Below are 25,616 nucleotides of genomic sequence, written 5' to 3'. Positions count from 1 at the left end.
GCATGAACGGCCTGGTGCTCGGCCTCGGGGACCTCAGCGCCTCCATGCTGCCGGAGGTTGGCGGCAAGGCTGCCAACCTCGGCGAGCTGATTGCGGCCGGACTCCCGGTCCCGGACGGGTTCTGCCTCACCACCAGGGCCTACATCCAGGCCGTGGAGCCACTGGGCCTCGCAGACGTGCACCGCGCCCTCCAGGACACCCCTGCCGATGATCTCGAAGCGCTCGCCAGCCTGGCTGCCAGGGCCCGCAGTCAGATCATTTCGGCAGAATTGCCGACGGCGATCGCTGGGGAGGTGCTAACGGCATACCGGGCGCTGGACGGTGTTCCGGTCGCGGTGAGGTCCTCGGCCACGGCCGAGGACCTTCCCTTCGCCAGCTTTGCCGGCCAGCAGGACACATACCTGAACGTCATAGACGCTGTGGCGCTGCTGGATGCCGTCCGGAAGTGTTGGGCCTCACTGTGGACTGACCGGGCGGTGGCATACCGCGCCAGCCGGAACATTGATCCCGCAACGGTGGCCCTCGCCGTCGTCGTCCAACGGATGGTGGACGCCGAGGCGGCGGGCGTGATGTTCACGGCGAACCCGGTCACCGGCAGGCGCCGCGAGGCTGTGATCGACGCCAGCCCCGGCCTTGGCGAGGCAGTGGTGTCGGGCGCCGTCAATCCGGACCATTTCGTGGTGGACACCGCATCCGGTTCCATCCTGCAGCGCCGGCTGGGGGACAAGCGGACGGCTGTCCGGCCGCTGCCCGCGGGGGGTACCGAATCCGTCGAGCAGACGGCAGCCGGCCCGGGCGTGGAAAACCAGCCGTGCCTGACGGATGCACAGATCCGGGAACTCACGGCGCTGGGGAGCAAGGCGGAGGCCCACTACGGCGCCCCGCAGGACACCGAGTGGGCGCTCGACGTCGACGGCAAGTTTTGGCTGACCCAGTCGCGGCCCATCACCACGCTCTACCCGCTGCCGGAGAAGGCCACCCGCCCGGAGAAAGAGCAGGAACGGCCCGGCCCGGGGGAGGACCTGCGCGTCTACCTTTGCTTCAGCCTCGCCCAAGGCCTTACCCGGCCGCTGACCCCGATGGGACTTGCCGCCCTCCGGCGGATCGGCTCATCAGTTGCTGCCGCAGCGGGCTTCGACGTTCCGGATCCCCGCAGCGGTCCGCCGCCGTACGTCGAAGCCGGACAGCGAATCTTTTTCGACCTGACCGCAGCCGCCCGGAGCACCGTGGGCCGCCGGATCATTCCCAGGGTCTTTGACGTCATGGAGGCACGCTCCGCGAAAGTCCTGCGCAGCGTGTTCGGCGACCCCCGCCTTTCCATCACCCGACGTACACCCTGGGACCTCCTCAAGCACGTGCTCCCCATAGCTGCCCGGGCCCGCGTGCCGGAAGCAGCGATCCGGGCGCTTGTCCGTCCCGAGGCGGCACTCAAACGCCTGAACCGCTTCACCACGGAGTTCAACGCGACGCTGGAACTGCCCCAGGGCGCTTCCCCGCGCGCGCGGCTTGACCATGTCGAGGGGATCCTGTCGCGGCTTTTCCCGAATCTTCCGGCCGTGCTCCCGCTGGCCGGCCTGGGCTTCGCCATGCTCGGCCTCGCCGGGAAACTTCTTGGTGCAGGCAAACTCTTTGGTGCCGGCGAGGGCGGCGCCCGCGAGGCTGGTGCCGCAGGAAGCAGAACCACGGACCTGCAGCCTGTACTCCGCGGCCTGCCCAACAATGTGACCACCGAGATGGACCTCGAGCTGTGGCGCGTCGCCATAAAGATCAAGTCCGACGCGGAATCGCTGGCCGTGCTCACCGGGAACCCGCCGGCCGTGCTGGCGCAGCTCTTCGCCGCAGGCGCATTGCCCGCCGCGGCCCAGACCGCACTGGCGGAATTCCTCGCGCGGTACGGCCACCGGGCTGTCGCCGAGATCGACGTCGGCATGCCCCGCTGGCGGGACGATCCCACCCATATTCTTGGCGTCCTGGCCAACTACCTGCGGCTGGAGGACCCGGAACGTGCCCCCGACCGCCAGTTCAGCAAGGCTGCAGCCGAAGCGGAGGCACAGATCGAGCGGCTGGTGGCCGAGGCCAGGACCCGGGGACGGCTCCGTGGTGTGGCTGTCAGGGCGGCGTTGCGGCGGGCACGGCTCTTCGCCGGGTTGCGCGAACTTCCCAAGTTCCAGATCGTCCTGGCGCTGGCCGAGGTCCGGAAGCAGTTGGCGGCGGTCGGGGCCGTGCTGGCGGAGCAGGAACGGCTGGCCCGGGCAGAGGACATCTTCTTCCTGGATTTCGCCGAAGCGCACCAGGCGCTGGAGGGTGCCGACATGCAGGATGTCGTGGCACAGCGGCAGGGGGCCTATTACCTGGAACTGGAGCGGCGCCATATCCCGCGGATGCTGCTCTCGGACGGAACGGAACCGGAAACGCTGCTTACCGCCGTCGGAACCGCGGCCGGGGCACTGTCCGGGAGCCCGGCGTCGGCGGGGACGGTGACGGCGCCCGCACGTGTCATCCTCGACCCCGTGGGCGCCCACCTGGAACCGGGCGAAATCCTGGTGGCGCCGTCCACCGATCCTGGCTGGACCCCGCTCTTCCTCACGGCAGGCGGCCTGGTGATGGAGATGGGCGGCCCCAACTCCCACGGCGCAGTGGTGGCCCGGGAGTACGGCATCCCGGCCGTGGTGGGCGTCGCTGACGCCACCTTGCTGCTCCGGACTGGCCAGGAAGTGACGGTCGACGGCGGCGCCGGCACCGTGGTGCCGCTGGCCTAGCGGGGGTCCCGTGCCGGCTTGCCGCGCCGGATGTGCCGGACCACGAGCCAGGCCACGAAGAGGGCCAGGGCGGCGTAGACGGCGTAGTTGAGGTAGCGGGAGTACTGCTCCACCATCGCGTACTGCCGGCCCAGCAGTACGCCCAAGCCGATCAGCGCCGCGTTCCAGATGCCGCTGCCGGCAATGGTGAAAATGCTGAAGGTGCCCAGGTGCATCCTCTCGGCGCCCGCCGGCAGCGAAATAAGGCTCCGCACGCCGGGCAGCAGCCGGCCGAAGAAAATCGCCGACCTGCCGTGGCGGCGGAACCAGACGTCCGCGCGCTCGAAGTCCTCCCGGTCCACCAGCGGCAGCTTGGACAGCCAGCGGATCGAACGCTCCAGCCCCACCTTCGCGCCCAGAAAATACAGCGCAAGAGCGCCCAGATACGCCCCCAGCGTGCTGGTCACGAAGACCAGGGCCAGGTTGAGGGACCCTTGCCGGGTCAGGAACCCGGCGAGCGGAAGAATCACTTCGCTGGGAATCGGCGGAAACACCGTCTCGAGGAAGGTAAAGAGTCCGACACCCCATTCCCCGAGCGAATCGATCGCGTGGGCGGCGAAACCCACGATGCCTGTCAGTTCGTCGGCCGGACTGGATGTGGCGCCGGGAATGCGCATTGGTGAAGGCTCCTGGAAGCTGGAAAACGGAAGGCCCACCCAGTCTGGCCCACTGGACGCGGCAGGGAAAGCCGACAGCCCGGCCGGGGGCTGCCACATGGGAGGCCGAGGCGTACCCTGAGGGTATGAGCTGCGACGTCGGAGCGGAGTTGACATGACTGCCATCTGGCTGCGGTGGACACCCGCCGTGGCCGTACCTGCTGTGATAGCTGCCGGAGTCCTGGCGGGGTCCTTGCCCGCGAGCGCCCGGGACCCGTTGCCAGAGAAGACACCTGCCCAGGTGCTGGCGATGATCGGACAACACCAGGCCAAGTCGTTCTCCGGCACGGTGGAGCAGTCGTCCGAACTCGGCCTGCCGGATGTCCCCCAGGTTGGGCCCAGTTCGGGTGCCGGGACGGGTTCCCTCGCGGAGCTGCTGACCGGCCCACACAGCGCCCGCGTTTACGTTGATGGCCCAACCAAGGCCCGCATCCAGGTCATGGACCGGATGGCCGAACGCGACGCCGTCCGGCAGGGCAATGAGCTGTGGCTGTACAACTCCAAGGACAACACGGCCACGCACGTCACGCTTCCCGCCGGTGCGACGAAGGAATCCCGCAGCCATGACATGCCGGCAGGTGTGGCAACCCCGGAGGAACTGGCCGCGAAGATGCTTGAAAAGCTGGACGGCACCGACGTGGCGGTGGCCGAAGACACCGAGGTGGCAGGCAGGGCGGCGTACAACCTGGTTCTTACGCCGCGCTCGGACGTCACCTTGGTGGGTTCCGTGGCTGTGGCCGTGGACGGTGAGAACGGTCTGCCGCTGAGCGTGGAGGTACGGGCCCGCGGCCAGCAGGAGCCTGCGTTCCGGACCGCTTTCTCCAGCCTGACGCTTGGCGCTCCCGATGCGGCCCTGTTTAACTTCGCGCCGCCGCCGGGTGCCTCGGTGAAGGAACTGGCGGTGCCGGCAAAGCCCAGCGGCACGAAGGGCCAGGCCGACAAGAACCGGGCCCACAAGGATCTGGCTGGCAAGGACGCGGCCGACAGGAGCACAGACAATAAGAACCTGCGCGGGCACGTCCCCACCGTCACCGGCTCCGGCTGGGAACGGATCGTCGGCATTCCGGCCCCCTCCGCTTCCGCGCCATCCCAGTCCCGCGAGTCCGGGAAGCAATCAGCTGACCGGCTGCTCAATGATCCACTGCTTCGCCAGGCGACCGTGACCGTCCCGGGCGGGCGGGCCATCTCCACATCTCTGGTTAATGTCCTGCTGACCGACGACGGCCGGACGTTCGTTGGTTCCATGCCCCTGGAGCGGCTCCAGGCCGCCGCCGCCGCGAGGTGACAGCAGCTGGCCGCGCTCTTGCGCTAGAGACACACGGGCTGAGCAAGCGGTTCGGCCACCAGCTGGCGGTCAACAGCATCGACCTCGCCGTGCCCCGGGGCTCTGTTTTCGGCTTCCTCGGGCCCAACGGATCAGGCAAGACCACCACCATCCGCATGATGCTCGGCCTCGCCGCGCCGACCGCGGGCGAGGTCAGGGTCCTGGGGATGGACATGCCGCGGCAGCTGGATGAGGTCCTGCCAAGGGTCGGTGCGCTGGTGGAGGGGCCGGCTTTCTACCCTTTCCTCTCGGGGGCGGCAAATCTGCACCGCTTTGATGCAGCGGACCGCCACGCCGCGCCGTCCACCCGCCGCGCGCGGGTGGCGGAAGCACTGGAACGCGTGGGGCTTTCCCATGCCGCCCGGAAGAAGGTGCGGGCCTACTCGCTCGGCATGAAGCAGCGGCTGGGAATCGCCAACGCGCTGCTGGCAAGGCGCGAATTGCTGGTGCTGGACGAACCGACCAATGGGCTGGACCCGCAGGGCACGCGGGAGGTTCGGAACCTGGTCCGGTCCCTCGCCGCAGACGGCGCCACGGTGTTCGTCTCCAGCCACCTGCTGGCCGAAGTGGAGCAGATCTGCACCCACGCGGCCATCATGAGTGCCGGAAGGCTGGTGGCCCAGGGGCCCCTGGCCGAACTCCGCGAGTCGGGCACCGCGCAGCTCCGCCTCGTGACGCCCGACGCCGGTACGGCCTCGGGCGTTTTAGTGCGGTTCGGTCTGTCTCCGGTTGCGAGTCATCCAGACGGAGCGGATGCCGTCATCACTTCCAGCTTGCCCGTCGGCACGGAGTCTTCAGGGGCTGCGGGTCACTCGGGTCCGGTAGGGTTCTCGCACACTGCGGGTCGTCCAGCGACAGCAGGTGAACCCGCCGCCAACGGAGGCGTGGCACCGGAGGCAATAGTTGCTGCCCTCGTGGCAGACGGCGTACGGGTGCGCGGGTTCACGGTGGAGCGTGGCAGCCTGGAGGACCGCTTTGTGGCTTTGACGGGGGAGGGCTTCGATGTCGCACAGTGATTCGATGTCGCACAGTGATCGGCCGCCGGTGCAGGAACCGGCGGTGCAGCGGCTCGCCGTGCGAGACAGCCCGGCGCCGGGTACCAGGCGCCGGCCGTCCAGCGGTTCGCTGCTCGCCTCGGAACTGAAGCAGCTTTTCCGCCGCCGCAGGACCCAGGCCATGCTCCTGGCGCTGGCCGCCATCCCGGTGGTGATCGCCGTCGTCGTCCGCGTTTCCTCAGCCGTTCCCCCCGGGAGGGGGCCGGCGTTCCTGGACCGGATCAGCCAGAACGGCCTGTTCGTGGCCGTCACCGCGATGCTGGTGTCCGTTCCGCTGTTCCTCCCGCTGACCATTGGCGTGGTCGCGGGGGACACCATTGCCGGGGAGGCCGGACTGGGCACGCTGCGGTACCTGCTGGTGGCTCCGGCCGGCAGGGTGCGCCTGCTGCTGGTCAAGTATGCCGGGGCTGCTGTGTTCTGCATTTCCGCTCCGCTCGCAGTGGCGCTCGCCGGTGCGGGCATCGGCTGGGTGCTCTTCCCGGTGGGACCGGTGGCACTGCTCTCGGGCGACCTTGTGGAACCGGATGAGGCGCTGGTGAGGATGCTGCTGATCGCCGCTTACCAGGCCGTGTCGCTGCTCGGTTTATCGGCCGTCGGGCTGTTTCTGTCCACGCTGACGGACGTGCCTGTCGGCGCCATGGCCGCCACGATAGTCCTGTCCGTCGTTTCCCAGGTGCTCGATCAGTTGCCCCAGCTGGAGTGGCTGCACCCGTGGCTGTTCACGCACAACTGGTTCGGCTTCGCAGACCTGCTTCGCCAACCGGTCGGCTGGGATTCGTTCGGCGACAATGCGCTGTTGCAGGCGGGCTATATCGCTGTCTTCGGCGCGCTCGCGTACGGCAGGTTCGTGAGCAAGGACGTGCTGTCCTAGGCGTTTCCTGGGCGGGCGTTTCCGCCATCGGGTCCGTAGTGGTCTGCGGCTAGTACCGCGCGGCGACCGGGTGGAGCTGCATGCCGGCCATCATGCCCAGATCTGTCACGGTGATGCCCGCGGACGGGTTCAGTGCCTGGACTACCCTGCCGCCGCCGAGGTAGATCGCCACATGGTAGAAACCCGGCGCCGATCCCCAAACTAGCAGGTCACCGGGCTGCGCCTCGGACAGGGGCACGTGAACGGGGGCCTGGGCGAACTGCTCCGCAGCCGTGCGCGGAAGTTGCTTCCCGAAGGCCGCGAACGCGTTCTGGACCAGGCCCGAACAGTCGAAGCCATACGCGCCAGTGCCGCCATATTGATAGAAGTACGGCGACCCCACCTTGCCCATCGCCACGGAAATGGCCGCCTGGTTGGAGCCGCCTGGAGACGGGGCAGGCCGAACCGGCGCCGGCTGAATCGGCGCAGGCGCGGGAGCCGGGGCGGGTGCCGGCCGTGCTGGTGCGGGTGCCGGGCGGGCCGGAGCAGGTGCCGGGCGTGCCGGCGCGGGAGCCGGGCGGGCCGGCGCGGGGGCCGCAGGAGCCGGAGCCGCAGGCGCGGGAGCCGCCGGAGTTGCCCGTGAAGGAGTGGTCTGGGCCGGCGTCCGGGACGGCGCGGAAGCAGACTGCTGCGCCGAGGCAGCACTTGCGCTGCCTGCCGCCGCAGCGTTCGCCACCGGTGTCTGGTCTGCGTCCGCAGCGTTCCCTGCCGCTGCCTTATCTGTGGCCGCCTGGGCCGCTGCGGCACGTTCAGCTGCCGCAGTCACGGCGGCGAGACGGGCCTGTTGGCGCTGGCGTTCCAGGCCGTCCACGCGGGCGGACTCAAGCGCCGTTGTGGTGTTCCGTAGTGAGGCAAGCTGCCCCACAAGAACGGTCCGCTGCGCCTTCGCGTCCGCCACTTCCTTCACCTGGGCCGCATTGGCCTGATCGGCCTGTGCTTTGAGGGTCTCGGCAGTTTTCGCGGCATCGTCCGCAGCGCGGCGTGCGTCGGCGGCAGCAGCGGTGAGGGATTCGGCGGCTGTGGCGGTGGTTTCGGCTGCGGCGAAGGCCCTGCTCCGGCCCGCGGTGAGGGCCTGCAGTGTTGCGGCCTTGGCGAGGACGTCGCCCGTGCCCGCGACCAGGCCGCTCAGTTCCGGATTGAGGCCACCGTTCCGGTACAGGTCCCCGGCCAGCTGCCCCACGGCCTTGCGGCTCTTGGACTGTTCCTTGTCCGCGGCGGCAGCCCTGGCCGTGGCCGCCGCGGCCGCCTCCGACCTCGTGTCCAGCTCGACGAGGGCATTGCTGTAGGCGTTGTTGGCTTCGAGCGTGCGTGCGAACGTGGCTTCCTGGGCCGTCGCGGCCTCGGCCAGGATGCCCTCAATGTCGGCGACCTTTGCCGCCGTCGCACTTTCACTTGACTTGGCGGCAGCGATTTCCGCGGGGGAGGGGATTTCTGGCGGTGCCGGTGCCGTCAGGGCTGTTGCCCCGAAGACCGATGTTGGCGGGCTCACCGCGACCCCCCGGTGAGCGTTCGCAGGTGCCGCGAGGGTTCCAAAGAGGACGACGGCGGTGCACAGGACGGCCGCTGTGCGGCCGGGGCCAGTCAAACTCATTCATAACCTCGCAAGTCAGGGCGGGGCGAACGAGTCGGGAGGCAGCACGGAAGTGCTCCTCTGAAGATGCCCAGCCCTCTGAGGTTAGAGCGCCGGTTGCCACATTGGCAACACTGGTCACATCAATAACATAAACAACACCAGCGTCATTTGGGCGGAGATGAAGCGGGCGTGTCGCGTCGACCGTCACCCGGGGCCAACGAAACAGAACTGTGAATCGCCGTCAGGCGTGCTGAGGCGATTCGTGCTCGTAGTGGCTGGCCGGTTCCAGCTGGAAGGTGCAGTGCTCGGTATCGAAATGCGACCCCAGACAGGTCGTCAGTTTGTCCAGGACCTGGTCCGCGCCCTTCGCGCTTAGCACCTCGTCCTCCACCACCACGTGGGCGGAAAACACCGGCACGCCGGATGTGATGGTCCAGATGTGGATGTCGTGGACGGCAACCACGCCTGCCACCGAGAGGATGTGTTCGCGGATCATGCTGACTTCCACGCCCTTCGGAGTGGCCTCCAGCAGGACATCCACCACCTCGCGGAGCAGGTGCCAGGCCCTCGGCAGGATCATCAGCGCGATGATCACGGAGGCGATGGTGTCCGCCGCGAGATAGCCGGTGAACTTGATGACCAGAGCCGCGGCGATCACGGCGAACGAGCCGAGGAGATCGCCCAGCACCTCCAGGTAGGCGCCGCGGACGTTCAGGCTTTCCTGCTGGGCCTTGCGCAGGATCAGCAGCGAGACGAGGTTGGCGGCCGCACCGAGGATGGCGGCGTACAGCATGATGTCGGTATGCACCTCGGGTGCGGAGCCAATGCGGCGGATGGCTTCGGTGAAGATGACAGCCGCTACCACCACCAGGATCAGGGCGTTGGCGAGGGCAGCCAGGACTTCCGCGCGCTGGTAACCGTAGGTCCGTAGATCGTTGGCCGGCAGTGCGGCGATCCATGCAGCCATCAGGGCGATGAAGACGCCGGCTGCGTCGGAGAGCATGTGGCCCGCATCGGCCAGCAGGGCCAGGGAGCCGGAGAGCAGGGACCCGACCAGTTGGATGAGCATCACGGAGAGGGTGATGGCCAGAACCGCAATCAGCCTGACGCGGTGCCTACCCGTGGCGGTGAGGCCGTGGGTGTGGTTGTGGTCGTGTCCCATGCCTACAAGGCTAGTCCCACCCGAGTTCGTGAAGCCGCTGGTCGTCGATTCCGAAGTGGTGCGCAATCTCGTGGATCACCGTCACCGCCACCTCCTCCACCACATCCTCGCGGGACGAGCAGATGTCCAGGATGGGCTGGCGGTAGATGGTAATGCGGTCCGGAAGCGATCCGGCATCCCACCAGGAATCACGCTCGGTCAGTGGAACGCCCTCGTACAGCCCCAGGAGAACCGTGTCCGGGTCCTCACCGGGCTGCGGGACGTAATCGTCGTCGATGAACACCGCTACGTTGTCCATGGCCTGTGCCACCTCGGCCGGAAGCTGGTCCAGGGCGTCGCTGACAGCCGCTTCGAAGTCGGCCTCCGACATGTCGAAACCGGGGGATCCGCCGGCTCCGTCCGGCACGATCGGTAGGCCGGGCGGCAGGTTAGCTGGCATACCCAAACTTTAGCGGGATCTCCGCCGGGTCAGGCCCACACCGAGGAGGCAGATGGCGCCGCCGACGAGTCCCCAGACCGTCGGGATTTCGCTGAGCACCAGCCACGAGATCAGCACCGTCGTGCCCGGCACCAGATACGTGGTGGCAGCCAGCTTACCGGCATCGATCAGCGATAGGGCGTAGGCCCACGTGGTGAAGGCGATGGCGGTGGGGAAGATGCCCAGGTAGACCAGGCCAAGGGTGGCCGGCAGCGGGGCCGCCTGCAGTTCCTGACCCAGCTGGCCGGCGAACGGCAGGCAGCAGACCAGGCCCACCATGATGCCGAACCAGGTTGCCTGGCCCGCCGGAAACTTCCGCAGCACGGGCTTCTGGATGATGACGCTGACCGCGGCGAGTGCAGCAGCGAGGAGGCAAAGCAGCACGCCTGCCACGTCCGCCGTCGAACGCGTCCCCGATCCCAGCGCGATCACTGCGACGCCGCCGAACGCCACCAGGCTGCCGATGATCAGCCAGCGCGGGAAGCCCTCCTTGAGGATGATGCCTGCCATTACAGCCACCAGGATCGGGTTCACGTTGATGAGCAGCGCGCTGGTTCCGGCGTCGAGCGAATGCTCCGCGGCGTTGAGCGCCACGTTGTAGCCGGCGAACCACATGACGCCGTAGGCGAGGATCGGCCACCACTCGCGTCCCCGCGGCAGCGCCCGCAGTTTGGGAAGCACCACCGCGCCGAGCACGGCGGCGGCAATCGCCAGCCGCCCCAGGGACAGCGCTCCCGGGGAGAAGCTTGGGCCAACGGCGCGGATGCCAACGAAGGCGGAGGCCCAGAGCACCACGGTCACCACGACGGCGGCGACCCCCAGCGCGTTCATGGAGGGTGCGGGTTTCCGGGGGGAGAGGTCATCGGGGGAGTGGGGCTGGAGGGGGCTGGTGCCGGCGGTGGATGCCATGATGCCAATCTAGCTCCGTTCCCCGCACGGTGGCTGGCGGAAATCGGCCATGTCTAGCCAAGAAACTGCCACGTGGCGGCCCCTGTTTTGCTTGCCGTTTGCGTGTCCATCGGGCCGATTTTGGAAATTCCGGGGAGAGGCTCTATAGTTTTACAGGTCCAGTTCGGAGGAACACGAAAGGACAAGAACGAAAGGCTTCGGCCCTTTATTTTTGCCCTTGTTCAACCAAATTGAGTCCAGGCCCCCATCGTCTAGCGGCCTAGGACACCGCCCTTTCACGGCGGCGGCACGGGTTCGAATCCCGTTGGGGGTACGCAAGGAAGTGGTCAAAGCAGGCAAAAAAGTCTGGTAGGCTGGAGTCCTTGAAAAAACGCGGTAGCGATACTGCGGAAAGCAAGAAATAGCAAGGCCCTGTAGCGCAGTTGGTTAGCGCGCCGCCCTGTCACGGCGGAGGTCGCGGGTTCAAGTCCCGTCAGGGTCGCTTTGTTTGCCGGAAGAGATTCCGGCATTCATGGTGACACGTCACCTAGGCTCTGTAGCTCAGTTGGTAGAGCGTTCGACTGAAAATCGAAAGGTCACCGGATCGACGCCGGTCGGAGCCACCAGCTAGAACCCCGCTGTTCCATGAAGAACAGCGGGGTTTTTTCGTTCCCCGGGTTCCCCCGACTTGGGCAACCCTTCCTCACCTCCTGCCGCCTTTCTGGCGACCCTTCCTCAGGTCCTGCTGCCTTTCTGGCAACGCGTCCTCAGGTCCTGCGGTCTTTCAGGGAGCGCGTCCTCACCTCCTGCGGCTTTTCTGGCAACGCTTCCTCAGGTTGCCCGCTGTAGGTGGGGAAGCGTGCCCCGGGGTGCGCCACTGCGCCCACCGACCGCCGCTCGCCCGGCGTCGGGCGAGCGGCAGGGAAGCCGGCCTATCAGTCCGTCGGCGTCGAGGATCCAGGCGTGGCTCCCGGTGAATGAGCCGTCGGGGGTCACTTTGGAGGCTCCGGCGTCGTACATCACGACGGCGGCCGGCGAGTCGCGCGTCGAAGCGCCCCGTTTTGGCCCGGCCCGCTCCCTGCTGGCGGTGTGAGCAACACCATTGATGACGTAATTATGAAGATACGTTTGATTCCCGTCCTGAAGTGGGGCACGCGCGCGCAAACGAGATGTAAGCGCTTGCGCAGTAGGAGGGCAGACTCAAGGCGACGTCCGAAAACCGGGTTGAACTCGGCTGACAACGTTGTCTAGCGTTGAGTGTGGGCCGCGAAATGTATGACATTTCCGATCGCCCACCGCGGGGTCCCACCCAAACCCCGCTTCTCCCTCGACACAACGGCGTCCTCGATGACGCATGCCGTGTCACCGGGGGACTTCGGAGTGCGGGGACAAGGGCAGCTGCCCGTCTTCGACGAACGTATCTCCGCGAGAAGAGCAAAACATGCACAAGCACCCCAACACCCCCCGGATGCTGCGGTGGCGCCCCGCCGCCGCGGCTCTGGTGGCAACTGTCGCCGCCACGGCGTTCCTCGCCGTGCCCTCGGCACAGGCAAACGAGCCGTCGGATCCGCCGGCGAGCACCCAGATGCCGGCGCCGGCTCCGGGCTTCCCCCTGCCGACGCCCCACACCCAGACGGCGCACGACCCGGCGTCGGACTTCACCTCAAAGTGGACCCGTGCGGATGCCAAGCAGATCATGGCGCAGAGCGATTCCAAGGTTAAGCCCGGCCAGAACTCCATGAGCCCCGACGTCACCATGCCGGAGATCCCCGAGGACTTCCCCGCCATGAATGACGACGTGTGGGTCTGGGACACTTGGTCGCTGACCGATGAGAACGCGAACCAGATCAGCTACAAGGGTTACGACGTGATCTTCTCGCTGGTCGCTGACCGGCACGCGGGCTACGGCTTCGACCAGCGCCACTGGAACGCCCGGATCGGCTACTTCTTCCGCAAGACCAACGCCGACCCCGCCAAGGACAAATGGAACTACGGCGGACACCTGTTCCTGGACAACACTTCCATCGGCAACACCGAATGGTCCGGCTCCACGCGCCTGATGCAGGGCAACCATGTGAACGTCTTCTACACGGCCACCACGTTTTACGACGTCAAGGAGCGCAACGCCGGCGGCGGCGGCATCGCCCCGGACGCCGCCATCGCCAAGGCACTCGGCAACATCCACGCGGACAAGAACGGCGTGACCTTCGACGGCTTCCAGCACACCAAGCTGCTCGAACCGGACGGAAAGCTGTACCAGAACAAGGCGCAGAACCCGGGGTTCGCGTTCCGCGACCCGTACACCTTCGCTGACCCGGCGCACCCCGGCAAGACCTTTATGGTGTTCGAAGGCAACACCGGTGGCAAGCGCGGCGACTACCGCTGCGAGAACGCGGACCTGGGCTACGCCAAGGGTGACCCCAACGCCGAGAACCTCGCCGAGGTCAACAGCAAGGGTGCCTACTACCAGACCGCCAACGTTGGCCTCGCCGTGGCAGATAACAAGGATCTGACCAAGTGGCACTTCCTGCCTCCGATCCTCTCCGCCAACTGCGTCAACGACCAGACCGAGCGTCCGCAGATCTTCATCCAGAATGAAGGCGGCAAGAACAAGTACTACCTGTTCACCATCAGCCACCAGTTCACCTACGCTGCAGGCATGCGCGGACCCGACGGCGTCTACGGCTTCGTGGGCAACGGCGTCCGCTCCGACTACCAGCCGATGAACAACAGCGGCCTGGCCCTCGGCTCCCCGACAGACCTGAACCTGCCGTCCGAGTCCCCGGAAGCACCGACGCCGAACCAGAACGGCCGCCAGTTCCAGGCCTACTCGCACTACGTGCAGCCGGGCGGCCTGGTCCAGTCCTTCATCGACAACGTGAACGGCGTCCGCGGCGGCTCCCTGTCGCCCACCGTGAAGCTCAACTTCCGCGACGGCGTGTCCAAGGTTGACCGCAGCTTCGGCAAGAACGGCCTCGGCCCGTTCGGTTACCTGCCCACCAACGTCCACGTTGGCGGCAACGGCCTCTACAAGTAAGCCGTTCCTGTTGCAGTAATCGGGGGGCGCCCGGACCTGGTGAGTATTTCCGGGTCCGGGCGCCTTTTGCTGCACCTCAGTCCCTGTATATACAGAGCCGTTTTGAGGCACGACTGCAAAGTGCACCCGCCCTGTCAACTTGGAAAGACGCGCGCCGGCCGGGCTAGACTCGCACGCCGGGGGACGGGGCAGGCCTCTTGCGGCTGCCCAGCCAGGCCGCCGAAAGGCGGCAAAACCACTCCAGGAATGGAAACCGTGAAACAACTTGCCCGCCCGCTGTACGCCGTCGCTCTTCTCGCCGTAGCGGCACTTACCGCCTGCTCCGGGCCTGCCTCCGGCAGTGCGCCGTCGGCGCCTGAAACGTCCACGACGGCGGCCGGCAGCGCCGCTCCGACCGCGTCCGCAAGTGCCGCTTCCGGTCCGTACGGCGGTTACGCCTCCGCAGCCGAGGCCTGTGACGCCATCTCCACGCAAGCCACGGGGGCATCCCTGCTGCCGCTTTCCGCCGCCCAGGGCAAGACCGCAGAACTGGAGCAGAAGAAAGCGGAGCTCGCGGAGACGGCGCAGCGGGTGCCTGAGGCGCTGAAGGCCGACTTTGCGCGGTTCAACGAGGTGGCTCTGGCGGGGCTCTCGGACCAGAGCGTGTATTCCAACGGCGAGTTCGAGGCCGCCGTGGCCCCCGTGACCGGGTGGCTGTCTGCGAACTGCCACTAAGCCTCAAGGGGATTGCGCTGCGCCGGGGCCCGCGGGGAACGCGCTGCGCGCGGCCCCTGACGTTGTCCGGCCCAGGGGATAGGGTTGTGTTCAACAGAAGGGGAGTGCTGATGGAATACCAGAATCCACAAACCGCCGCCGTTCGCGTGGACCCTGCCCTGACACAGGCTGGAGCCGGGGGGCGGACCGTGATCTCCGAGACCGCCGTGGCCAAAGTCGCCGGGATCGCGGCCCGGGCCGTGCCCGGCGTGTACTCCCTGGGGACGGGCTCCTCCCGGGCACTCGGTGCCATCAGGGACGCGGTGGGCAGCTCCGATCATGCCGCGGGGGTGCACGCCGAGGTCGGCGAAACCCAGGTGGCAGTAGACATCACCCTGGTGGCGGTCTACGGCGTTCCGCTGCACGCACTGGCCAACCAGGTACGGGCAAGTGTTTATGCGGCCGTCGAGAAACTGGTGGGCCTGCAGGTCATCGAGGTGAACGTCGAGATCAACGACGTCTACATTGCACCGCCCGTGAAACCGACGGGCGCTTCCGCCGTCGCTGAGAGGGAGGCGGTCCTGTGAGCCCCACTGTCGTTGGAATCGCAGTCGGCGCCTTCGTGGCGTTCATGTCACTACAGTTCGGCCTCTGGGGCTTCCTGATTTCCCTGCTGTTCATGGGAATCGGCGCGCTCCTGGGCCGCGCCGCAGAAGGGAAACTGGACCTCCGTAGCGTCATCGATGCCATCAGCGGCCGGCGCTCTTCCTCATGAACGGTGCATCCTCATGAGCCGGGCAACGGATACGGTACAGGCAGCCGGAGCAGCCACGCCCAGCGGGCAGTACAGCGGACACAACAGGATCAGCACCCAGGCGCTCACCAGCCTGGCCAAGGCTGCCGCTGCCGAGGCCCTGGGCATTCATGCCCATGACGTGCGCGCAGACTGGTCGGACGACGGCGGCCTGCTGGCTTTGTCACTCGTCGCCCCCATCCGGATCCCCAGCCTGACTGCCGTTCTCCGCGACCCGGGCCGTGTCGCCGCGCTGGGCGGCTCCATCTGGGACAGGACCGTGCACGCCAAAACAGACATATTGACCAAGGTCACCGAACTCAGCGGTGCGAGCCTGAGCAGGGTGGACATCCGCATCAGCGGTGCCCACGTCACGGAAGAGGGCAGGGTCCGGTGAGTTCCGTCGTCGAACAGCAGCATGAGGCCGGCGGGGACCCGGCGCAGGGCAGCTCCGGTGCGGGGTACGCCGCCGCCATTGACATGCGCCGCGTCCTGCACCGCGAGACCCACGCCTCGCGGGCCGTGGCAGCAGTCATCGCCGGTTCCCTGGTCATCGTGCTCTGCCTTTACGCTCTCCTGGAATCCGCGGTGCGCGCCATCGGCCAGCCGCCCTGGCTCATCGATCCGCAAACGGCAGCGGAACGGATCGTGGCGCTCCCGTCCGGTCTGCCGCCGCTGCTGCTGGGAGCTGCCGGCGCCGTGACAGCTGCCGCAGGTCTCTTCTTTTTCCTGAGCGCGGTCCTGCCCGGGCGCCGGGCCAGGCACCTTCTGTCTGACCCGCGGATTGCCGTAGTGGTTGATGATGAAGTCATCGCGGCCGCCCTTGCCCGAAGTGCGCGTCTGGCGGCCAATGTCACGCAGGAACAGGTCATGGTAGTGGTTTCCCAGCGCCAGGTGGTGGTCAATGTCCGCCCCACCTCCGGCGTTCCGACCAGCGAGAATGCCATCTTGCAAGCGGTGGAAAACGAACTGGCGGCGATGGGACCGTCTCCCATGCCCCAGGTGACCGTCAACCTGTCGACCTCCGGGGTGGTGGGCGCATGAACGGCACACCCAGGCTTCTCAACCGGATCCTTCTCGGCATTCTTGGCTTCAAGCTGCTGGTGATCGGCGTGCTGCTCGTACTCCTGGCGGCTGTCCCTGCCGTCGCGGTGTGGTGGCACTCCTGGTCCAGAAGCGTGTCGGACAACGTCACCGCGGCCTTCGAGGGTACGCAGTTTCCCGGCCGGCAGGGGAGCTGGCTGTGGGTGGTCCTGGCCCTCGCGGTGGTGTTGCTGATCGGCCTCATGGTTGCGTGGATCGCGCAGCAGGGCAAAGGCCGCACCGACCTCTTGCTCGCGGCAGAGGATCCGGGCGGCGTGCCGGGCGACATCAGGATCGGCGGGGGAGTGGCCGAGCAGGCGCTGAAGAACGCCCTTGCCGACCGTCCCGACCTCGCCGGTGCCACGGTCTCGATCTACGACGTCAAGGGACAGCCGGCGCTGAAGCTCCGGTTGCACCCACGGCCGGGTGTGCCACCGCAGGCCGTCGCGGCCGAAGCGGCGGACCTGGTTGACGCGCTGAGCGCCGTGGTGGGTCAGCGGACACCGGTTCTGGTGCACATCGCGGCCGGTGCGCGGACCCGCTTCAGCCGCGCCGAGCGGGTCCGCTAGCTCCGTCATCCAGGACTCTGGCTAGCCGGAACCGGTTAGCCAGAAACCGTCGGGCCTCTTATCCGGCCACCAGGTAGGCCGCACTGTTGGGCGCAACCACGGCTTCTTCAGCGCCTGATTCTGCAGCGCTCGACAGCGCCACCCGGTATCCGTCGGGGACCGGCGTGGAATCCGCCCCGGTGTTGGCGACCACCAGGACATCACGGTTGTGAAACGCCAGGACGCCCAGGCCGGGGTCGTGGTTGTCCGCCCAGCAGAAGGTGCCGGATCCCAGACCGTGGGTGCGGCGTGCGGTGAGCGTGGCGCGGTACAGCTCCAGTGTGGAGCCTTTGACGCCGTCCTGCCGGTCCGCGGCCAGATCTTCGAAGGATTCGGGCTGGGGCAGCCAGGGCGCGGCCGGGTCCTGCGCAGTGGACGCCTCCGCGAAGCCATACCCGGGCGCTGCGGATTTCCATGGCAGCGGCACCCGGCAGCCGTCGCGCCCGCGCTCAATGCCGTTGGTCCGGAAGAACGTCGGATCCTGCCGGGCTTCGGCGGGCAGCGTGGTGTGCTCCGGGAGACCAAGCTCCTCGCCCTGGTAGATGTACGCGGAGCCGGGCAGGGCCAAGGACACCAGCGAGGCGGCCCGGGCACGGGCCAGGCCAAGGGCTGCATCGGGCTGCTCGTCCTCGGCGGAAATCCCCTTCGGGAAGGTGGTGGGATCCTGCAAACCGAAGCGGGTCGGATGGCGCACCGTGTCATGGTTGCTCAGGACCCAGGTCGCTGGTGCCCCCACGGAGGCGGCAGCCACGAGGGAATCCTCGATGGCCACGGCCATCCGCCGGGCGTCCCAGCCTGCCAGCAGGAAATCGAAGTTGAAGGCCTGCTGCATCTCGTCCGGCCGGATGTACCGCGCGAGCCGTTCCGCCGGTTCAACCCACGCCTCGGCCACCAGCATGCGGTCGCCGTCGTAGCCGGCCAGGACCCGGTTCCAGTCCCGGTAAATCTCATGGACGCCGTCCTGGTCAAAGAACGGCGACGGCGGATACAGCGGCGACACCGGTTCGTGTTCCGCGCCCCCGGCGGCATCCCCGACGGTGCTGTCCCCATCGGGGGTGTGCGCTGTGTGCGGCTCAACTTCCTCTCCGTGGGCGCCCGGGGGATCCGTCACATGGGCGGCGTCGGCGGAGCCTTCCACCATGGCGGCCACACCTTCCCAGTCCGGAAGCCCGGCCTCCTTCACCATCCCGTGGGCCACATCCACCCGGAAGCCGTCCACGCCCCTGTCCAGCCAGAAGCGGAGCACGGAACGCATCTCCTCCCAGACCTCGGGGTTTTCCCAGTTAAGGTCCGGCTGCTTCGTGTCGAAAAGGTGCAGGTACCAGTCCCCGGGGGAGCCGTCGGCGTTCGTGGTCCGCGTCCAGGCCGGTCCGCCGAAGATGGATTTCCAGTTGTTCGGCGCGAGGTTGCCGTCGCCGGAGCCTGCAGTCTCGTCCTTCCCCGGCCGGAACATGTAACGCTCCCTGGCGGCGGAGCCGGGTTCCGCCGCGAGGGCCTCCTGGAACCACACGTGTTCATCGGATGTGTGGTTCGGGACCAGGTCGACGATCACCTTCAGCCCGCGGGCGTGGGCGTCCTCCAGCATGGCGTCGAAGTCGGCCAGCGTACCGAAGGCCGGGTCCACCTGCCGGTAATCGGCGACATCGTAGCCGCCATCCGCCTGCGGCGACCGGTAGAACGGCGAAAGCCAGACGGCGTCGACCCCGAGCTGCTGCAGGTAGGGCAGGCGTGCCGTGACACCGGGCAGGTCACCCATGCCGTCACCGTTCCCATCGGAAAAGGAACGCGGATAGATCTGGTAGACAGCTGCATGGGCCCACCACGCGGTCGTCTCGGAAGCTGGCGTGCTGATCGGGCGGTGACTCATGGTTGCCTCTCCGGTAACAATTAGGTGTAAACGCTTGCATATCTTCGGGCAACGTTACTAGTGTGACAGTCACCACATCAACCGCACGAATGATTTCCATGTCACTCAGCGAGGAGTCTCCAGCCAATGAAAACCCCTAAGTTCTTACTCCCGGTCGCCACTGCCGGCGTGCTCGCACTGACCCTGTCCGCCTGTGGCGGCGGCGGGGGCGGCACCACGGGCGGAGGTGGCGGTGCCGGGGGCGGTGACGCCGCCAACAACCTCGACGGCCGCGGCCCCATCACCTACGTTCAGGGCAAGGACAACAGCAACGTCGTCCGCCCGCTGATCGAGAAGTGGAACGCCGCCCACCCGAACGAGAAGGTGACCTTCAAGGAGCAGACGGACCAGGCTGACCAGCAGCACGATGACATCGTGCAGCACTTCCAGGCCAAGGATGCCAGCTACGACGTCGTGGACGTTGACGTCGTCTGGACCGCGGAGTTCGCGGCCAAGGGATGGCTTCAGCCGCTGAAGGACAAGATGGCCTTCGATACCAGCGCCATGCTGAAGCCGACCGTCGACAGCGCCACCTACAAGGGAACGCTGTACGCAGCCCCGCAGACCTCCGACGGCGCCCTGCTGTACTACCGCAAGGACCTGGTCCCCACCGCGCCGAAAACGTGGGATGAAATGATGGGCATGTGCTCCATCGCCAAGGAGAACAAGATCGGCTGCTACGGCGGCCAGTTCAGCAAGTACGAGGGCCTGACCGTCAACGCGTCGGAGGCCATCAACTCCGCCGGCGGTTCCGTCCTGGACGCGGACGGCAAGCCCAGTCTGAACACCGACCAGGCCAAGGCTGGCCTGGAGAACCTGGCCAAGGCCTACGCTGACGGCAACATCCCGAAGGAAGGCATCACCTTCCAGGAGGAGCAGAGCCGCCAGGCCTTCCAGGACGGAAAGCTCCTCTTCCTGCGCAACTGGCCCTACGTCTACAACCTGGCCACCACCGAAGGATCATCCAAGGTGAAGGACAAGCTGGGCATCGCACCGATCCCGGGCAAGGACGGCCCCGGCGCCTCATCGCTGGGCGGCCACAGCCTGGCTGTCAGCGTCTACTCCAAGAACAAGGCAACTGCCCTGGACTTCCTGAAGTTCATGACGTCCGAAGAGACCGAGAAGTTCTACGCCACGCAGGGTTCGCTGGCTCCCGTGCTGGGCAGCCTTTACACTGACGCCACCCTGGTGAAGAAGCTGCCGTACCTGCCCGTCCTGAAGACCTCCATCGAGAACGCCGTGCCGCGCCCGGTCACCCCGTTCTACCCGGCAGTGACCAAGGCGATCCAGGAGAACGCGTACTCAGCCATCAAGGGTGAAAAGCCCGTGGACACTGCACTGTCTGACATGCAGAAGTCCATCGAATCCGCCGGTGCAGGATCGTAGTTCTGCCATGGCAACCGAAGTAGGCCCGACGCCGGTCAAGGCACCGGCGTCGGGCGGCACCCCGGTCCACCACGGCCCCAAGGGCGTGGGTGAGGACAACAAGATTCTCAGTCAGGGCAAGTGGGCCACATGGCTCCTGGCCCCCACCATCATCGCCCTTGCCGTGGTGATCGTTTACCCGATCATCAGCGCAATCGTGATGTCCTTCCAAAAGGATGCCGGCCTTGATCCGGCCACCGGCCTCTTCACCGCAGGTGGGCCGGCCGGCGTTCAAAACTACGTCAACTGGATTGCCCAGCAGTGCTCCGCCCCGGCCGGCGGAACCGTTGCTTGCCCGCCCGGCACGCTCGGTTCGCAGTTCTGGTCTGCCACGGCCACAACCTTCTTCTTCACCGTGGTAACCGTGGCCTTCGAGACCGTCCTGGGTTTCTGGATGGCAATGATCATGGCCCGCACCTTCAAAGGCCGGAGCATGGTCCGCGCTGCCGTGCTGGTGCCGTGGGCCATTCCCACCGCCGTCACTGCAAAGCTCTGGTTTTTCATCTTCGCCTTCGAAGGCATTGCCAACAAGCTGTTCAACACCTCGATCCTTTGGACCGGCAGCGAATGGCCGGCGAAGTGGGCAGTGGTCATCGCAGATGTCTGGAAGACCACACCCTTCATGGCGTTGCTGATCCTCGCCGGACTCCAGATGATCCCGGCCGAGGTTTATGAGGCCGCCAAGGTCGACGGTGCCACCGCCTGGCAGCGCTTCCGGCTGATTACGCTGCCACTGGTGAAGCCCGCCCTCATGGTGGCCATCCTGTTCCGCACCCTGGACGCGCTGCGCATGTTCGACCTCCCGTACATCCTGACGGGCGGCGCGAACAACACCACTACCCTGTCCATCCTGGTGATCAACCAGATTAGACAAGGGTTCAATGCAGCCGCGGCGTTGTCGACCATCACCTTCATCATCATCTTTCTTGTCGCGTTCATCTTTGTCCGGTTCTTGGGGGCAAACGTTGTTGAACAGAGCGGCGCCACCGGTAAGGGGAAGAAATGACCGCCGCGACATCCTCAGCAGCATCCCTGCGCGCGGAGCAGGACCGAGGCCGCCGCAAGGCTCAGAACAAGGAACGGTGGGCGCAGGGCAGGACCTACATCAGCGCCGCCGTCATCCTGATCTGGTGCCTGGCACCGGCGTACTGGATGGTGGTGACGGCATTCCGCGAGGTGGGCTTCACCTACGACACCTCGATCCTGCCCACCCACGTCACGCTGGACAACTTCAGGACCGCGTTCGACACCTCCTTCGGGAACCGGTTCGGCCAGGCCCTGCTGAACAGCATCTTCATCGGCGTCGTCGTCACGCTGATATCCCTGATCATAGGTGTTTTCGCGGCGTATGCACTGGCCCGGCTGAACTTCCGGGGCAAGTTCCTGGTGCTCGGCTTCATCCTGGGGGCCTCCATGTTCCCCGGCGTTGCCCTGATCACCCCGCTGTTCCAGCTGTTCACCAACATCGGCTGGATGGGCACCTACCAGGCGCTGATCATCCCGAACATTTCGTTCGTGCTGCCGCTGACCGTCTACACCATGACCTCCTTCTTCCGGGAGATGCCATGGGAGTTGGAGGAGTCGGCCCGGGTGGACGGCTGCACGCAGGGGCAGGCCTTCCGGAAGGTGATCATGCCCCTCGCCGCACCGGCCATCTTCACCACGGCGATCCTGGCCTTCATCTCCTCGTGGAATGAATTCCTCATCGCCAGCCAGCTCTCCAGCGACGCGACCCAGCCGGTGACTGTGGCCATCGCCAACTTTGCCGGTGCCCAGCCAAACCAGATCCCGTACACGGCCATCATGGCCGCCGGCACCATCGTCACCATTCCGCTGGTCATCCTGGTGCTGGTGTTCCAGCGCAAGATCGTGGCCGGCCTGACGGCGGGCGCTGTCAAGTGACGCACGGAGCAGCACCACAGAACCGGAAGCCGGAAGCGGCCGCGCACAAGCGCGTCCGCTCCGGCGAGGACTTCGACATCATCATCGGATTCCTTGGATTCTGGGCCGTGGTGCTGCTCGTCGTCACCGTCTGGATGGAGGTGACGGCACAGCCCGCCGTCTTCTGGGCGCTGGGGCTGCTGGCCACACTGCTGGCACTGTTCGGCATGGTCAGGCTCCGCAGGCGCCTTCCCGCCCGCACGGCCACGCGCCGCAAGTAGAACCTGCGGGACTAAAATGGATTCTTGCCGCCGGGAGAACGGCGTGGCGGAAATCTGCATGAGGACTTAGAGAGGACATCGTGGCGCGCACTACTGAAAGGGCACAGCGCGGTGGCCACTCAGGAGTCAGTATCGAGGACGTGGCCGCGGCCGCGGGAGTTTCCACGGCGACCGTGTCACGCGCCGTGCGGGGACTGCCTCGGGTTTCGCCGGCCACCCGGGAAAAAATCCTGGAGGTGGCAGCGGCGCTGGGCTACGTCGCCTCATCCTCCGCGTCCGGCCTCGCCACGGGACGCACCAAAACGATTGGCGTGCTGGCCCCGTTTGTGAGCCGGTGGTTTTTCTCCAAGGCCATCGAGGGCGCGGACCGCGAACTCCATGCCCGGCAGTACAACCTTTCACTCTTCAACCTGGGCGGCCACGGCAGCCACCGCGAGCGGCTCTTCAGCAAGACCATGGTCTACAAGCAGATCGACGCCCTCCTGGTTTTGTGTATGGCGCTGACCCGGGACGAGCTGGAGCACCTGCAGAAGATCGACATCCCGCTGGTGGTGGTGGGCGGCCACGTGGAGGAATGTGCCTACATCGGCATCGACGACTACGCGGCAGCCTCCACCGCCGTCAAACACCTGATCGAACTCGGCCACCGGGACATCGCGCTGCTGCATGGGGACGATGAAACCGACCTCAACTTCGATGTTCCCCGGGTCCGCATCCTGGCCTTCCAGGACGTCATGACAGCTGCCGGCCTGGAAGTCCGTCCCGAGTGGGACGAGTGGGGCGACTTCACCGTCCGCAGCGGCCAGGAGGCATTCCGGCGGCTCTGGGCCCAGCCAGGCGAGAAACCCACCGCCATCTTCTGTGCCTCAGATGAAATGGCCATGGGCGTCATTTTCGAAGCGAACCGCGTCGGCGTCCGGGTGCCCAAGGACCTGTCCGTGATCGGCATAGACGACCACGATTTCTCCGACGCGATCGGCCTCACCACTGTGGGGCAGCGGCCCGACGAGCAAGCCGAGCTTGGCACCAAGATGCTGCTCGACGAACTCCTGGGGATCCCCGGTTCGGTGCGGTCCTCCGTCGCGCCGCACCGTCTGATCGTCAGACGCACGACGGCGCCGCCCAGGTCCGCCTAGGAGCGCAGCTCACGCCCTTGAAAGAGCAGGGTGCCGGGCGGGGAAGCGCGCGGGTTACGAGGCCCGGGCCAGTTGGCGAATCGGGATCCAGCGGGAAGCCAGCCGGCGGTAAGCGGCGGCCGCGCCCGTCATGTCACCCTCCGCGAGGCACTCGATCCCCAGCCGCACGTCCATGGGGGAGTCATCGGGGTAGACCTTGTCCGCCACTGCGCCGTAGTCCAGTTCCACCATGGAGTCTGCGTGGAAGAGCTCCAGCCATTCGGTGAGCTGCGTGAGGTCGTCCAGCATGTCAAGGTCAGGAGCGGCGAGCGCCAGGTTCGCCACGGCGTAGCGCACCCTGTCGAGAGCATCCGAGATGGGCGCCCACACGCGCACGGTGAGGATCCTGCCGCCGGCCTCCACGACGTCCTGCGGGTCGGACTCGAGGAACAGCGAGAACCAGCTGAAGGGGATGCCCCAGGTGGAGGCCCGGGTGTGCACCCTGGTGATGCCGTCGCGCGCGTTGACCAGGTCGATGCGTTCCTGGTGCCGGTCCCGCTGCTCCTCGGGAATCAGCAGTTCGGCCAGGGGCCCGTGGATGCCCTCGATCAGGGCGTTTGCCGCCAACCCGGCCCGAAGCACCAGCTGGCTGGGGCAGTAAAGCAGCGCGACGCCGTCGGCTGTTTCCTCCTCGGCGCTGTCCGTGCCGGCATCCTCCACGGGGATCCCCGGGGCGCGGGTGACGCGCACCAGGTCGGTCCGGCCGGTGGGGAAGGGATCGCCGCCCGGGCGGGTGATCCGCCCCAGGGAAGCCAGTAGCTCCGCGTTTTCGACGGCGGCGCGGGACACCGCCCGCTCACCGGCTGACTTGATGGCGGCCTGCTGATCCTCGGGAAACGCGTCCAGCGGTTCATAGACGCGCAGCGTGGAAGAAAACGGGAGCCCGGCCTGGCCCCGGTAGAGGTTGCCCGTCATGAATGCCTGCCTGTCATCAGCCGTCAGCCTCCATCAGTCGGTCAGTTCCACAATCACCGGTGCGTGGTCGGACGCGCCCTTTCCCTTGCGTTCCTCGCGGTCGATTGACGCGCCGGAAACGCGCGAGGCGAGGGCCGGCGAGGCGAGCACGAAGTCGATCCGCATGCCCTCCTTCTTGGGGAAACGCAGCTGGGTGTAGTCCCAATACGTATAAACGCCCGGGCCCGGGGTGTGGGGGCGCACGACGTCGGAGTAGCCCACCGACTCGAAGGCGTGGAACGCGGCCCGCTCCGGTTCGCTGACGTGGGTGTAGCCCTGGGTGAGGAACAGGTCGATGTCCCAGACGTCGTCGTCGGTGGGGGCGATGTTCCAGTCGCCCATCAGCGCGACCTGCTTGGACGGGTCCTCAGAGATCCATCCGGCCGCGTGGTTCTTCAGGGAATCAAGCCACTTGAGCTTGTAGGGCATGTGCTCGTCGTCGAGGGAGCGGCCGTTGGGGACGTAGAGGCTCCACACCCGGACTCCGCCGCAGGTAGCGGCCATGGCGCGTGCTTCCTGGACGGGATCCTTGCCCGCCTTGCCGAAATGCGGCTGGTCGGTGAAGCCGCGTTCGACGTCGTCCAGGCCCACCCGCGAGGCGATGGCAACGCCGTTCCACTGGTTGACGCCATAGTGTGCCACCTCGTAGCCCATGCGCTCGAAGAGCTCCCACGGAAAGTTGTCGTCCTTGCACTTGGTTTCCTGGATGGCCAGGACGTCACAGTCGGAGCGCTGCAGCCACGCCTCCACACGGTCGGCACGGGCACGCAGCGAGTTCACATTCCAGGTAGCTATCTTCACAGTCCTAACTTACCGAACTTGGACGCGGATGGGACTCCCGGCGGATGGCGGCACGCTTCCACCCGAACCGTACCCGAACCGCGTTCGAACCGCGTCCGTGCTGCTGGCAACCTCACCTGCCGGACTCTGGAATTT

The 25,616-nt window shown here is 66.8% G+C and carries 24 protein-coding genes and 3 tRNA genes; 19 read left to right on the top strand and 8 right to left on the bottom strand.

Annotated elements, in window-relative coordinates; translation table 11 throughout:
• Nucleotides 1-2: 2 nt before the first annotated feature.
• Nucleotides 3-2,759: a PEP/pyruvate-binding domain-containing protein gene (locus tag ACTHQX_RS08525; RefSeq protein WP_440156838.1), complete on the top strand. Its 2,757-nt coding sequence runs from the start codon at nucleotides 3-5 to the stop codon at nucleotides 2,757-2,759.
• Here the strand turns inward: ACTHQX_RS08525 and ACTHQX_RS08520 are convergent.
• Complete coding sequence (locus ACTHQX_RS08520; protein WP_440156835.1) at nucleotides 2,756-3,415, bottom strand: DedA family protein; 660 nt, start codon at nucleotides 3,413-3,415, stop codon at nucleotides 2,756-2,758. The two genes, ACTHQX_RS08525 and ACTHQX_RS08520, sit on opposite strands and share 4 nt — an antisense overlap.
• A 154-nt stretch (nucleotides 3,416-3,569) precedes the next feature.
• Here ACTHQX_RS08520 and ACTHQX_RS08515 point away from each other — a divergent pair, with 154 nt between their 5' ends.
• Genes ACTHQX_RS08515 through ACTHQX_RS08505 form a run of 3 tightly spaced genes read left to right on the top strand, consistent with a single transcriptional unit; the run spans nucleotide 3,570 to nucleotide 6,704 of the window.
• Complete coding sequence (locus ACTHQX_RS08515) at nucleotides 3,570-4,739, top strand: LolA family protein (protein ID WP_440156832.1); 1,170 nt, start codon at nucleotides 3,570-3,572, stop codon at nucleotides 4,737-4,739.
• On the top strand, nucleotides 4,736-5,794 hold the full coding sequence (locus ACTHQX_RS08510; protein WP_440156830.1) for an ABC transporter ATP-binding protein: 1,059 nt from the start codon (nucleotides 4,736-4,738) through the stop codon (nucleotides 5,792-5,794). The genes ACTHQX_RS08515 and ACTHQX_RS08510 overlap by 4 nt, the downstream gene beginning before the upstream one ends.
• Before the next feature lie 4 nt (nucleotides 5,795-5,798).
• Nucleotides 5,799-6,704, top strand: coding sequence for an ABC transporter permease (locus tag ACTHQX_RS08505; protein WP_440156827.1), 906 nt, complete (start codon nucleotides 5,799-5,801; stop codon nucleotides 6,702-6,704).
• Nucleotides 6,705-6,753: 49 nt separating this feature from the next.
• Here the strand turns inward: ACTHQX_RS08505 and ACTHQX_RS08500 are convergent, their stop codons facing one another.
• The 4 genes from ACTHQX_RS08500 to ACTHQX_RS08485 all read right to left on the bottom strand — a co-directional run bounded on the left by ACTHQX_RS08500 (nucleotide 6,754) and on the right by ACTHQX_RS08485 (nucleotide 10,865).
• Complete coding sequence (locus ACTHQX_RS08500) at nucleotides 6,754-8,334, bottom strand: C40 family peptidase (RefSeq protein ID WP_440156824.1); 1,581 nt, start codon at nucleotides 8,332-8,334, stop codon at nucleotides 6,754-6,756.
• A gap of 223 nt (nucleotides 8,335-8,557) precedes the next feature.
• Complete coding sequence (locus ACTHQX_RS08495) at nucleotides 8,558-9,478, bottom strand: cation diffusion facilitator family transporter (RefSeq protein ID WP_440156821.1); 921 nt, start codon at nucleotides 9,476-9,478, stop codon at nucleotides 8,558-8,560.
• Nucleotides 9,479-9,488: 10 nt separating this feature from the next.
• Nucleotides 9,489-9,917, bottom strand: coding sequence for a metallopeptidase family protein (locus ACTHQX_RS08490; RefSeq protein ID WP_440156818.1), 429 nt, complete (start codon nucleotides 9,915-9,917; stop codon nucleotides 9,489-9,491).
• A gap of 9 nt (nucleotides 9,918-9,926) precedes the next feature.
• Entirely contained in the window at nucleotides 9,927-10,865 is a 939-nt protein-coding gene (locus ACTHQX_RS08485) for a DMT family transporter (protein WP_440156815.1), read from the bottom strand.
• Nucleotides 10,866-11,105: 240 nt separating this feature from the next.
• Here ACTHQX_RS08485 and ACTHQX_RS08480 point away from each other — a divergent pair.
• From ACTHQX_RS08480 to ACTHQX_RS08435, 10 genes are all read left to right on the top strand, one after another.
• Nucleotides 11,106-11,178 (top strand) — tRNA-Glu (locus ACTHQX_RS08480).
• 94 nt (nucleotides 11,179-11,272) lie between these two features.
• A tRNA-Asp gene (locus ACTHQX_RS08475) sits at nucleotides 11,273-11,346 on the top strand.
• Nucleotides 11,347-11,394: 48 nt separating this feature from the next.
• Nucleotides 11,395-11,470, top strand: a tRNA-Phe gene (locus ACTHQX_RS08470).
• 815 nt (nucleotides 11,471-12,285) lie between these two features.
• Nucleotides 12,286-13,881 carry a glycoside hydrolase family 68 protein gene (locus ACTHQX_RS08465; RefSeq protein ID WP_236806416.1) on the top strand — a complete coding sequence of 532 codons (1,596 nt, stop codon included), beginning with the start codon at nucleotides 12,286-12,288 and terminating at the stop codon, nucleotides 13,879-13,881.
• Nucleotides 13,882-14,127: 246 nt separating this feature from the next.
• Nucleotides 14,128-14,595 carry a hypothetical protein gene (locus ACTHQX_RS08460; RefSeq protein ID WP_440156813.1) on the top strand — a complete coding sequence of 156 codons (468 nt, stop codon included), beginning with the start codon at nucleotides 14,128-14,130 and terminating at the stop codon, nucleotides 14,593-14,595.
• Between the two features lie 110 nt (nucleotides 14,596-14,705).
• On the top strand, nucleotides 14,706-15,161 hold the full coding sequence (locus ACTHQX_RS08455) for an Asp23/Gls24 family envelope stress response protein (RefSeq protein ID WP_236806420.1): 456 nt from the start codon (nucleotides 14,706-14,708) through the stop codon (nucleotides 15,159-15,161).
• Complete coding sequence (locus ACTHQX_RS08450) at nucleotides 15,158-15,349, top strand: DUF2273 domain-containing protein (RefSeq protein WP_003799126.1); 192 nt, start codon at nucleotides 15,158-15,160, stop codon at nucleotides 15,347-15,349. The genes ACTHQX_RS08455 and ACTHQX_RS08450 overlap by 4 nt, the downstream gene beginning before the upstream one ends.
• A 13-nt stretch (nucleotides 15,350-15,362) precedes the next feature.
• Nucleotides 15,363-15,764, top strand: coding sequence for a hypothetical protein (locus ACTHQX_RS08445; protein WP_440156811.1), 402 nt, complete (start codon nucleotides 15,363-15,365; stop codon nucleotides 15,762-15,764).
• A complete protein-coding gene (locus ACTHQX_RS08440) occupies nucleotides 15,761-16,411 on the top strand; it encodes a DUF6286 domain-containing protein (protein ID WP_440156809.1) in 651 nt (216 codons plus the stop codon). Before ACTHQX_RS08445 ends, ACTHQX_RS08440 begins: the two co-directional genes overlap by 4 nt.
• The gene (locus ACTHQX_RS08435) at nucleotides 16,408-17,019 is read left to right on the top strand and encodes a hypothetical protein (RefSeq protein WP_440156808.1); all 612 of its coding nucleotides are present in this window, start codon (nucleotides 16,408-16,410) and stop codon (nucleotides 17,017-17,019) included. The genes ACTHQX_RS08440 and ACTHQX_RS08435 overlap by 4 nt, the downstream gene beginning before the upstream one ends.
• 58 nt (nucleotides 17,020-17,077) lie before the next feature.
• Here ACTHQX_RS08435 and ACTHQX_RS08430 read toward each other — a convergent pair whose 3' ends face one another.
• Nucleotides 17,078-18,925 (bottom strand): glycoside hydrolase family 13 protein, encoded by a 1,848-nt coding sequence (locus tag ACTHQX_RS08430; RefSeq protein ID WP_440156806.1) that lies wholly within the window; start codon nucleotides 18,923-18,925, stop codon nucleotides 17,078-17,080.
• Between the two features lie 126 nt (nucleotides 18,926-19,051).
• On the opposite strand from ACTHQX_RS08430, the gene ACTHQX_RS08425 reads away from it, so the two are divergent.
• The 5 genes from ACTHQX_RS08425 to ACTHQX_RS08405 all read left to right on the top strand — a co-directional run bounded on the left by ACTHQX_RS08425 (nucleotide 19,052) and on the right by ACTHQX_RS08405 (nucleotide 23,687).
• Nucleotides 19,052-20,350 (top strand): ABC transporter substrate-binding protein, encoded by a 1,299-nt coding sequence (locus ACTHQX_RS08425; protein ID WP_236806426.1) that lies wholly within the window; start codon nucleotides 19,052-19,054, stop codon nucleotides 20,348-20,350.
• 7 nt (nucleotides 20,351-20,357) lie between these two features.
• Nucleotides 20,358-21,395 carry a carbohydrate ABC transporter permease gene (locus tag ACTHQX_RS08420; RefSeq protein WP_236806427.1) on the top strand — a complete coding sequence of 346 codons (1,038 nt, stop codon included), beginning with the start codon at nucleotides 20,358-20,360 and terminating at the stop codon, nucleotides 21,393-21,395.
• The gene (locus tag ACTHQX_RS08415) at nucleotides 21,392-22,291 is read left to right on the top strand and encodes a carbohydrate ABC transporter permease (RefSeq protein ID WP_236806428.1); all 900 of its coding nucleotides are present in this window, start codon (nucleotides 21,392-21,394) and stop codon (nucleotides 22,289-22,291) included. Before ACTHQX_RS08420 ends, ACTHQX_RS08415 begins: the two co-directional genes overlap by 4 nt.
• Nucleotides 22,288-22,551 (top strand): hypothetical protein, encoded by a 264-nt coding sequence (locus tag ACTHQX_RS08410; RefSeq protein WP_440156805.1) that lies wholly within the window; start codon nucleotides 22,288-22,290, stop codon nucleotides 22,549-22,551. Before ACTHQX_RS08415 ends, ACTHQX_RS08410 begins: the two co-directional genes overlap by 4 nt.
• 80 nt (nucleotides 22,552-22,631) lie before the next feature.
• Nucleotides 22,632-23,687: a LacI family DNA-binding transcriptional regulator gene (locus ACTHQX_RS08405; protein WP_440156802.1), complete on the top strand. Its 1,056-nt coding sequence runs from the start codon at nucleotides 22,632-22,634 to the stop codon at nucleotides 23,685-23,687.
• A gap of 54 nt (nucleotides 23,688-23,741) precedes the next feature.
• On the opposite strand, the gene ACTHQX_RS08400 is transcribed toward ACTHQX_RS08405, so the two are convergent.
• On the bottom strand, nucleotides 23,742-24,641 hold the full coding sequence (locus ACTHQX_RS08400) for a hypothetical protein (RefSeq protein ID WP_440156800.1): 900 nt from the start codon (nucleotides 24,639-24,641) through the stop codon (nucleotides 23,742-23,744).
• Nucleotides 24,642-24,674: 33 nt separating this feature from the next.
• Nucleotides 24,675-25,481: an exodeoxyribonuclease III gene (locus ACTHQX_RS08395; RefSeq protein WP_236806433.1), complete on the bottom strand. Its 807-nt coding sequence runs from the start codon at nucleotides 25,479-25,481 to the stop codon at nucleotides 24,675-24,677.
• Nucleotides 25,482-25,616 lie beyond the last annotated feature (135 nt).

Origin of the sequence: Arthrobacter sp. SAFR-023, assembly GCF_051965295.1 — a bacterium.
GTDB lineage: Bacteria > Actinomycetota > Actinomycetes > Actinomycetales > Micrococcaceae > Arthrobacter.
This window is presented reverse-complemented; position numbering and strand designations above follow the sequence as displayed.

Excerpts from the sequence above, each read along its gene's own strand:
- ACTHQX_RS08525 (WP_440156838.1), top strand. The coding sequence starts at position 3 with ATGAACGGCCTGGTGCTCGGCCTCGGGGACCTCAGCGCCTCCATGCTG.
- ACTHQX_RS08520 (WP_440156835.1), bottom strand. The coding sequence starts at position 3,415 with ATGCGCATTCCCGGCGCCACATCCAGTCCGGCCGACGAACTGACAGGC.
- ACTHQX_RS08515 (WP_440156832.1), top strand. The coding sequence starts at position 3,570 with ATGACTGCCATCTGGCTGCGGTGGACACCCGCCGTGGCCGTACCTGCT.
- ACTHQX_RS08505 (WP_440156827.1), top strand. The coding sequence starts at position 5,799 with ATGTCGCACAGTGATCGGCCGCCGGTGCAGGAACCGGCGGTGCAGCGG.
- ACTHQX_RS08500 (WP_440156824.1), bottom strand. The coding sequence starts at position 8,334 with ATGAGTTTGACTGGCCCCGGCCGCACAGCGGCCGTCCTGTGCACCGCC.
- ACTHQX_RS08495 (WP_440156821.1), bottom strand. The coding sequence starts at position 9,478 with ATGGGACACGACCACAACCACACCCACGGCCTCACCGCCACGGGTAGG.
- ACTHQX_RS08490 (WP_440156818.1), bottom strand. The coding sequence starts at position 9,917 with ATGCCAGCTAACCTGCCGCCCGGCCTACCGATCGTGCCGGACGGAGCC.
- ACTHQX_RS08485 (WP_440156815.1), bottom strand. The coding sequence starts at position 10,865 with ATGGCATCCACCGCCGGCACCAGCCCCCTCCAGCCCCACTCCCCCGAT.
- ACTHQX_RS08465 (WP_236806416.1), top strand. The coding sequence starts at position 12,286 with ATGCACAAGCACCCCAACACCCCCCGGATGCTGCGGTGGCGCCCCGCC.
- ACTHQX_RS08460 (WP_440156813.1), top strand. The coding sequence starts at position 14,128 with ATGGAAACCGTGAAACAACTTGCCCGCCCGCTGTACGCCGTCGCTCTT.
- ACTHQX_RS08455 (WP_236806420.1), top strand. The coding sequence starts at position 14,706 with ATGGAATACCAGAATCCACAAACCGCCGCCGTTCGCGTGGACCCTGCC.
- ACTHQX_RS08445 (WP_440156811.1), top strand. The coding sequence starts at position 15,363 with ATGAGCCGGGCAACGGATACGGTACAGGCAGCCGGAGCAGCCACGCCC.
- ACTHQX_RS08435 (WP_440156808.1), top strand. The coding sequence starts at position 16,408 with ATGAACGGCACACCCAGGCTTCTCAACCGGATCCTTCTCGGCATTCTT.
- ACTHQX_RS08430 (WP_440156806.1), bottom strand. The coding sequence starts at position 18,925 with ATGAGTCACCGCCCGATCAGCACGCCAGCTTCCGAGACGACCGCGTGG.
- ACTHQX_RS08425 (WP_236806426.1), top strand. The coding sequence starts at position 19,052 with ATGAAAACCCCTAAGTTCTTACTCCCGGTCGCCACTGCCGGCGTGCTC.
- ACTHQX_RS08420 (WP_236806427.1), top strand. The coding sequence starts at position 20,358 with ATGGCAACCGAAGTAGGCCCGACGCCGGTCAAGGCACCGGCGTCGGGC.
- ACTHQX_RS08415 (WP_236806428.1), top strand. The coding sequence starts at position 21,392 with ATGACCGCCGCGACATCCTCAGCAGCATCCCTGCGCGCGGAGCAGGAC.
- ACTHQX_RS08400 (WP_440156800.1), bottom strand. The coding sequence starts at position 24,641 with ATGACGGGCAACCTCTACCGGGGCCAGGCCGGGCTCCCGTTTTCTTCC.